Raw genomic sequence first — 6,489 nt, 5'->3', positions numbered from 1 at the left:
GGCCTTTTCGGCTGGCTTTTCGCCAGTTTTGGCCTTGCGCTCTTTGCGCACAGCGATTTTCATGCCGGTCAGTTTTTCGATGCTTTCGACATGCTCGGCATCGCTGCGGGTTACAAATGTAATCGCAACGCCGGTTGCGCCAGCGCGGCCAGTCCGACCAATCCGGTGAATATAGTCGTCCGGGTGCCAGGGAATATCATAATTGATAATGTGGCTGACGCCCTTGATATCCAGTCCTCGCGCGGCAACATCAGATGCGCACAGGATATTGATTTCACCCGACTTGAACCGGTCTAGTTCTGCCAGACGTGAACTCTGGTCCATATCGCCGTGAATCTGCCCGGCATCAAAGCCATCTTTGCGGAGGCTCTGGCAAAGGTCGCGAACCTCGGTCTTGCGATTGCAGAAGATGATCGCGGTTTCGACGCCTTCATTATCCAACAGGTCGACCAGCAATTTGCGCTTGCCCTTTGGAGCAACCTCGATCAGCGATTGATCGATCGAAGTATTGGCCGTAGCCGGGCGCGAAACCTCAATATATTTCGGATTGTTGAGAAACTGGTCCGACAATTTCTTGATCGGCGGCGGCATCGTCGCCGAAAACAGCATCGTCTGCCGCGTTGCTGGCAATTTTGAGCAGATCGATTCGATATCCGGAATGAAACCCATATCGAGCATCCGATCCGCTTCATCGATGACCAGCAATTCGCAGCCCGACATCAATATCCGTCCGCGATCGAACAAGTCCATCAACCGGCCGGGTGTGGCGATCAAAACATCGACGCCTTTTTCCAGCGCCTTGATCTGGTCTCCCATTGACACACCGCCGATGAGCAGGGCCATGGTGAGATTATGGTTCTTGCCATATTTCTCGAAATTCTCGGCAACCTGCGCAGCCAATTCGCGGGTCGGCTCGAGAATCAGCGACCGTGGCATGCGCGCGCGCGAGCGGCCATGTGCCAGAATGTCGATCATCGGCAGCACGAAACTCGCCGTTTTGCCAGTGCCGGTCTGGGCAATGCCGATGATATCTTTCATCATCAATACGGAAGGGATGGCCTGCGCTTGAATCGGCGTCGGTTCGTCATAGCCAGCTTCGGCTACGGATTTCAGCAGTTCTTCAGACAGGCCGATATCGGCAAATTTCATAGTGGTTCCGGAAAAATATAGGATGCACCGTTGCATCCTGTCTTAGCCTCTCGGGCTGTGCCGGGCAATGACCCCATATCCGGGATTTGTCAAGCTTTCTCGCTTGGTCTAGGGTGTCGGGACAAGTTCACGGAATCGGTCAATCTCGCATTTGGCACCGGTCCGCGAGTGCAGGATATCGCGGCCTGCACACATTTTGCCATCCGCCGTCTTCTCCACATAGAAACCGGAATAAAAGCTGCGCGCCTGGCATTTATCCTCAAGCTGGGCCCTGATTCTCTTTCGATCTTTTGTAACCAGGTCGAGGTAGCGATCCGCGAACATCTGCACACCGAGAATATTGTTCATCGGCAGACATTTGCCAATTTTCTTTTCGCGATAGGACTGTCGCGAGGTCTCCTGTGAAAAATCTGCCATCGGTGCCAAAGGGGTCGGTCGACGACGCGGCACCCTGATGATCACCCGCTTTTCGATTCGGACCTGAGCATAGACGAGCGGGCGCTCAGACACATAGGCCATCGCCTTGTCTCCCGGCGAAATATCCACCGGCTGCATCTCGCGCATTTCTGGCACAGAGAGCAGTAATATCGCTGCAAGTGACAGGCTCACCATAATCCCTTAACTAACCTTGGCTTTCGCTATATCAATGGCGATTGAATATTGCATGAACTGAGAATCTATCATCTAATATCATCTTGAAATAACGTGCCTGTCACAGCTCCACTGAGATGGTGGCTCGGCGAACAGGTAGCACCACTGCGCAGGAAAATGAATATGCCAAAAATAGCCAAATGGCTGGAACAGATGCGGTCGGTCATAGGCACAAAGGGCTTCACCAGCGCGGGCGATGATATGGCACCTTGGCTCACCGACTGGCGCGGCCGTTATACCGGCGCTGCGGTAGCCATGATCTCTCCGGCCAGCACGCAGGAGACGGCAGAAATACTCAGGATTGCGAATGAAAATGGCGTAGCTATCGTGCCACAGGGAGGCAATAGCGGCATGGTCGGGGGCGCGACTCCCGATATCAGCGGTCAGTCGGTGCTTCTGTCCCTCCGCCGCATGAACCGGATTCGGGCGATAGAGCCGGAGGATCAGTTGGTAGTGTGCGAGGCCGGGGTAATTCTCCAGAATCTGCACGAAGCGCTCGCTGCCGACGGGCAGCGATTCCCGCTGACCCTTGGCGGTAAAGGCTCCGCCACGGTCGGCGGCCTTGTTTCCACAAATGCTGGCGGCACCCAGGTGTTGCGCCACGGAACGATGCGCTCGCTGGTGGCCGGTATCGAAGCCGTGCTGCCCGACGGCAGCATCTTCGAGGGGCTAGCGGCGCTGAAAAAAGACAATCGTGGCTATGATCTGAAACAATTGTTCGTTGGCGGCGAAGGCACGCTGGGCGTTGTCACCGCCGCGACCTTGAAAACCGTACCCGCTTTGGTCGATCGCTGTGTTTCCTGGGCCGCAGTCGACAGTACGGACGCTGCCTATCAGCTGTTCCGGTATCTCAATAGTCGGACGCCGCAATCGCTGGAAGGCTTTGAAATTATTCCCGAAACATGCCTGAATTCGGTTTTACGCTACATTCCCGGCACCCGTTCGCCGCTGGAAGGCAAGCATCGCTGGCATGTGTTGATCGAAATCGTACGTGATCAGCCGGATGCACAAGACCCAAGGTCCGTCACCGAAAATCTGCTCGCAGACGCAATGGAACGGGATTTGATCGAAGATGCAACTCTCGCGACCAGCGAACAGCAGGCTGAGGATTTCTGGAAAATCCGCGATTCCATTGCCGAAGCCGAGCGTGCCAACGGCCCGGCTCTGCAGCATGATATCAGCGTTCCGGTGCCCGGGATGGCCCGGTTTATCAACGAGGCTTCACCGGTCATCGAAGCAAGATTTCCGGGCACGAAAGTTGCTGCATTCGGCCATATGGGCGATGGCAACGTCCATTTCCACGTCAAGGCACCAACAGGTGTGCAGGCACAAGAATGGATGCGGGACTTCGGGAAACAAATAACGCCACTGGTCCATGACCTCGTCATCGCTGCGGGCGGTTCAATTTCGGCAGAGCATGGAATAGGACAAAATAAGCGCGCGGAACTGGGACGACTGTCTTCCGATGCGCGCCTCTCCATGCTGCGCGCGATAAAAACAGCGATTGATCCAAAGAATATTATGAACCCGGGCAAACTCGTTCCCCTTGCGTCCGGTCAGTCAGGCTCTTAAAGCGCAAGACAACTATTCGATTTCAACAGTAATTTTTCGGAGAATCTGACAATGGCGAGCACGCCGCAAGCACAAGCCCTACCAATGTTCTACAAGGATTTGGTCCCGCTCAATTCCAACGAGCATGCCAAATGGAAAGTCAAAGGGCTCGACAATGCATCCTTCATGCAGTCGCAGCATGCGATTCCGGTCACCACCGATGAATTCGCCAATGCTGCGCGCAATTATCCAATTGTATTTTCGGTCGGTGAAAATAGCGTTCCACTGATTCTGATGGGCCTGAACGAAGGCGTGAACACGTTCATGAACGACGAAGGCCATTTCAGCGAACCAGCCTACGTCCCGGCCTATGTCCGCCGCTACCCCTTCATGCTCGCAAAATTGCGGCCGGATGCCGAAGAACTCTCGCTTTGCTTCGACCCGACAACCGATGCGATTGGCGAATATAAGGAAGGCGACGCCCTGTTCGACGGGGATCAACCAAGCGAAACAACAAAGAATATCCTGGATTTTTGTGAGCAGTTTGAACAGGCCGGCCAACGAACCGGTCAATTTGTCCAGGAACTGGAAAAAATGGGCTTGCTGATGGATGGCGAAGTCTCGATTCAGCAGACCGGCGTTGAAAAGCCCTTCATCTACCGCGGCTTCAAGATGGTCAACGAAGAGAAACTGCGCGACCTGCGCGGCGATGAGCTCCGCAAGATAAACCAAAACGGAATATTGCCACTGATCTACGCCCACCTCTTCTCGCTGCAGCTGATGCGCGATCTATTCGCAAGACAGGTGAGTGCCGGTAAAATGCCACAAGTGACCGAAGCACCTTCCGTACAGATTTAACCACTCGGGACAGCCTGCTTCGTCCGATTTGGCCGAAGCAGGTAAACGCGATTGATAATTTTCCGGCTTTTGGGGCTTGCAACTGATCCCGACAGCACCCACATTAGTTGTTGTATCGGTCCGCATCCCCCGATCGGATCTATGCAGGCATTTCTTTGAAATGCCACCTCCCTGAACCTTGACCACCTCGCCGAACTGGCGGGGTGGTTTTTTTATGCAGATTCTTTCATTCTGCCGCTTCGAGCTGATGCCGGCCAGACAATTGCTCGGCGAGCATAACGCAGCAATCTCGGATCACTTTCGCAATTGTTCGCGCGGCAGCAATCGGTTCGCGCATATATTGATCGAGATATAGCGATCGATCCACTTCCAGCTGAAATGCATGAATATTGCCTGCGGGCCTGCCGTGCCGCTCCAGAATATAGCCTCCGGAATAGGGGTGGTTTGTCTGGACATGGTGGCCGTGCATCCGAAAATGAACCGCAGCCAGTTCGACATATCGCGATTCGCAACTGCGCCCAAAGCGATCACCAATGACAAATCCGACTTGCCGCTGATTCTCGTCGAATACCGATGGCATGCTGTGCAAATCCAGGAGCAGCGCATAGCCAAAGACAGATCGTATCTGGCCAAGTAGACGCTCCACCATCACATGATAGGGCTCGTGATCCTGCGCGATCCGGTCAATGACATGCTGATGTTGCCATTTTTCCCGCCACAAATTGCCTGCGCCGTGCAGTCGGCGTGGCAATATACCCAGGCCGCCTCTTACTTTTTTGCTGATCTGGGGTGTCTGTGTCGGATCCATCCCGACCACCATATCCGGGTCTATTTCCGTATGACTGCGATTGAGATCGACCCATGCCCTGGGTTTTCGGGCAATAATCGCTGGAAATCCGGAGGCAATGGCCGATGCCGCCAACCGGTCTGCGTAGCGATCTTCCAATCGAATCAGGTGGGAAGCCGAGACATTGAGATTGGCGAGAAGCTCAGACGGATATTCCCGACCGGAGTGGGGCACGCTGACCAGCACAGGGAAGTTGAGCGCCGCCACATTGGACAAGGAATAAATCGACGCCGAGGATGATGTTTTGCCGGGAATGTCATTAGCCATGTTCGCCCCCCAAAAGATCATCATCAGCGGCCAAAAAAATCTTCGATTTCGGGAAAAAATTAACCGATTTGCACTTATATACCGGCCTTGGCATAAAGGCGGGCCTGTATTCAGGCATATTCGGGAAGGTGCGACAAAATGATCAGGATTCTCCTCGCGGAAGATGAACAGGCGATGCGTGAGCATCTTACACGGGCGCTGGAGAAAGCCAACTATGAAGTTGTCGCTGTAGACCGCGGAACTGCGGCAGTGCCGTTGCTCGACGCGCAGAAATTCGATTTGCTTTTGACCGACATCGTGATGCCGGAAATGGATGGAATCGAACTGGCGCAGCATTGCGCCGCTGTCTGCCCCGAGACCCAGGTCATGTTTATTACTGGCTTTTCCGGCGTAACATTACGCGCCGGAGAATCGGTTCCGAAAGCCAAAATATTGTCCAAACCCTTTCATTTGCGGGATCTGGTTCTGGAGGTTGACCGGCTGTTCGAGCCAGACAGTATCAGCGACCTGAATTAAGCCTTGCGCCAGCTGAAGCGGCTGGCTAGACGACCTCCAGCGTGGGCGTATAGCTCAGTGGTAGAGCACTTCGTTGACATCGAAGGGGTCGGGAGTTCAACTCTCTCTACGCCCACCATTTTCCGGACAATTCACGCAGCGAGCGCGATTGCGCCACCAGTGTCCTGACTCGGGGGATGGCCATACCAGCTCGTATAGGCGCGGGTAAAAGCGCTCAATTCGCTATAGCCCAGCTTGGCGGCTATTTCGGACAGGTTCCGGGTGCCTTCGAGGAAATAGAGATGGCAAGTATCGCGCCGGACCTGCTCCAGTAGCTGCCGATAGGACATGCCTTCGGCCACCAATTTGCGCCGCAATGTCCGTTCCGCCATGCCAAATGTTATGGCAGCCGCGTCCAGGCTGAGGCCGGATTTGTCGAGCAGATATAATAGATATTCATAGGTGAGTTTCGCCAGATTTTCGCGCTCGAATCTGGCTCGCGCAAAAAATGCCCCTTGCCTCCGGGCAGCCGAGATGATCGCAGGATTGTGACGCTGTATCGGCCTGGACATGGCTAGGTGATGATATTCGAGATAGGTGGACGGTCGATTGAAATGGCAGGGAATCGGGGCACTGTTCGAATTCCCTTCTGGAAACCCTCTGAAACCGTC

The 6,489-nt window shown here is 54.4% G+C and carries 7 protein-coding genes and 1 tRNA gene; 4 read left to right on the top strand and 4 right to left on the bottom strand.

What is annotated here, in order from left to right; genetic code table 11:
• Positions 1-1,149, bottom strand: a 1,149-nt coding sequence (locus V7665_RS04420; RefSeq protein WP_335663325.1) for a DEAD/DEAH box helicase, incomplete at its 3' end; no start/stop codon positions are given.
• Between the two features lie 108 nt (positions 1,150-1,257).
• Positions 1,258-1,758, bottom strand: coding sequence for a hypothetical protein (locus V7665_RS04415; protein ID WP_335663324.1), 501 nt, complete (start codon positions 1,756-1,758; stop codon positions 1,258-1,260).
• 165 nt (positions 1,759-1,923) lie between these two features.
• Between V7665_RS04415 and V7665_RS04410 the strand changes: the two genes are divergently transcribed.
• Entirely contained in the window at positions 1,924-3,372 is a 1,449-nt protein-coding gene (locus V7665_RS04410) for an FAD-binding oxidoreductase (protein ID WP_335663323.1), read from the top strand.
• Positions 3,373-3,423: 51 nt separating this feature from the next.
• On the top strand, positions 3,424-4,209 hold the full coding sequence (locus V7665_RS04405; RefSeq protein ID WP_335663322.1) for a SapC family protein: 786 nt from the start codon (positions 3,424-3,426) through the stop codon (positions 4,207-4,209).
• Positions 4,210-4,435: 226 nt separating this feature from the next.
• On the opposite strand, the gene V7665_RS04400 is transcribed toward V7665_RS04405, so the two are convergent.
• The gene (locus V7665_RS04400; protein WP_335663321.1) at positions 4,436-5,323 is read right to left on the bottom strand and encodes an N-formylglutamate amidohydrolase; all 888 of its coding nucleotides are present in this window, start codon (positions 5,321-5,323) and stop codon (positions 4,436-4,438) included.
• 138 nt (positions 5,324-5,461) lie between these two features.
• Between V7665_RS04400 and cpdR the strand changes: the two genes are divergently transcribed.
• Complete coding sequence (gene cpdR, locus V7665_RS04395; RefSeq protein WP_335663320.1) at positions 5,462-5,839, top strand: cell cycle two-component system response regulator CpdR; 378 nt, start codon at positions 5,462-5,464, stop codon at positions 5,837-5,839.
• A gap of 43 nt (positions 5,840-5,882) precedes the next feature.
• Positions 5,883-5,957 (top strand) — tRNA-Val (locus tag V7665_RS04390).
• Positions 5,958-5,970: 13 nt separating this feature from the next.
• Here the strand turns inward: V7665_RS04390 and V7665_RS04385 are convergent.
• Positions 5,971-6,390, bottom strand: coding sequence for a helix-turn-helix transcriptional regulator (locus tag V7665_RS04385; protein ID WP_335663319.1), 420 nt, complete (start codon positions 6,388-6,390; stop codon positions 5,971-5,973).
• Between the last annotated feature and the right edge of the window lie 99 nt (positions 6,391-6,489).

The organism is Parasphingorhabdus sp. (genome assembly GCF_036964675.1).
GTDB lineage: Bacteria > Pseudomonadota > Alphaproteobacteria > Sphingomonadales > Sphingomonadaceae > Parasphingorhabdus.
The sequence above is the reverse complement of the archived record's forward strand: the minus strand, read 5'-3'. Positions and strand labels throughout refer to the sequence as shown.

Bases quoted from the DNA above. Each gene is read 5' to 3' on its own strand.
- V7665_RS04405 (WP_335663322.1), top strand. From the start codon at position 3,424: ATGGCGAGCACGCCGCAAGCACAAGCCCTACCAATGTTCTACAAGGAT.
- V7665_RS04410 (WP_335663323.1), top strand. From the start codon at position 1,924: ATGCCAAAAATAGCCAAATGGCTGGAACAGATGCGGTCGGTCATAGGC.
- cpdR (WP_335663320.1), top strand. From the start codon at position 5,462: ATGATCAGGATTCTCCTCGCGGAAGATGAACAGGCGATGCGTGAGCAT.
- V7665_RS04385 (WP_335663319.1), bottom strand. From the start codon at position 6,390: ATGTCCAGGCCGATACAGCGTCACAATCCTGCGATCATCTCGGCTGCC.
- V7665_RS04400 (WP_335663321.1), bottom strand. From the start codon at position 5,323: ATGGCTAATGACATTCCCGGCAAAACATCATCCTCGGCGTCGATTTAT.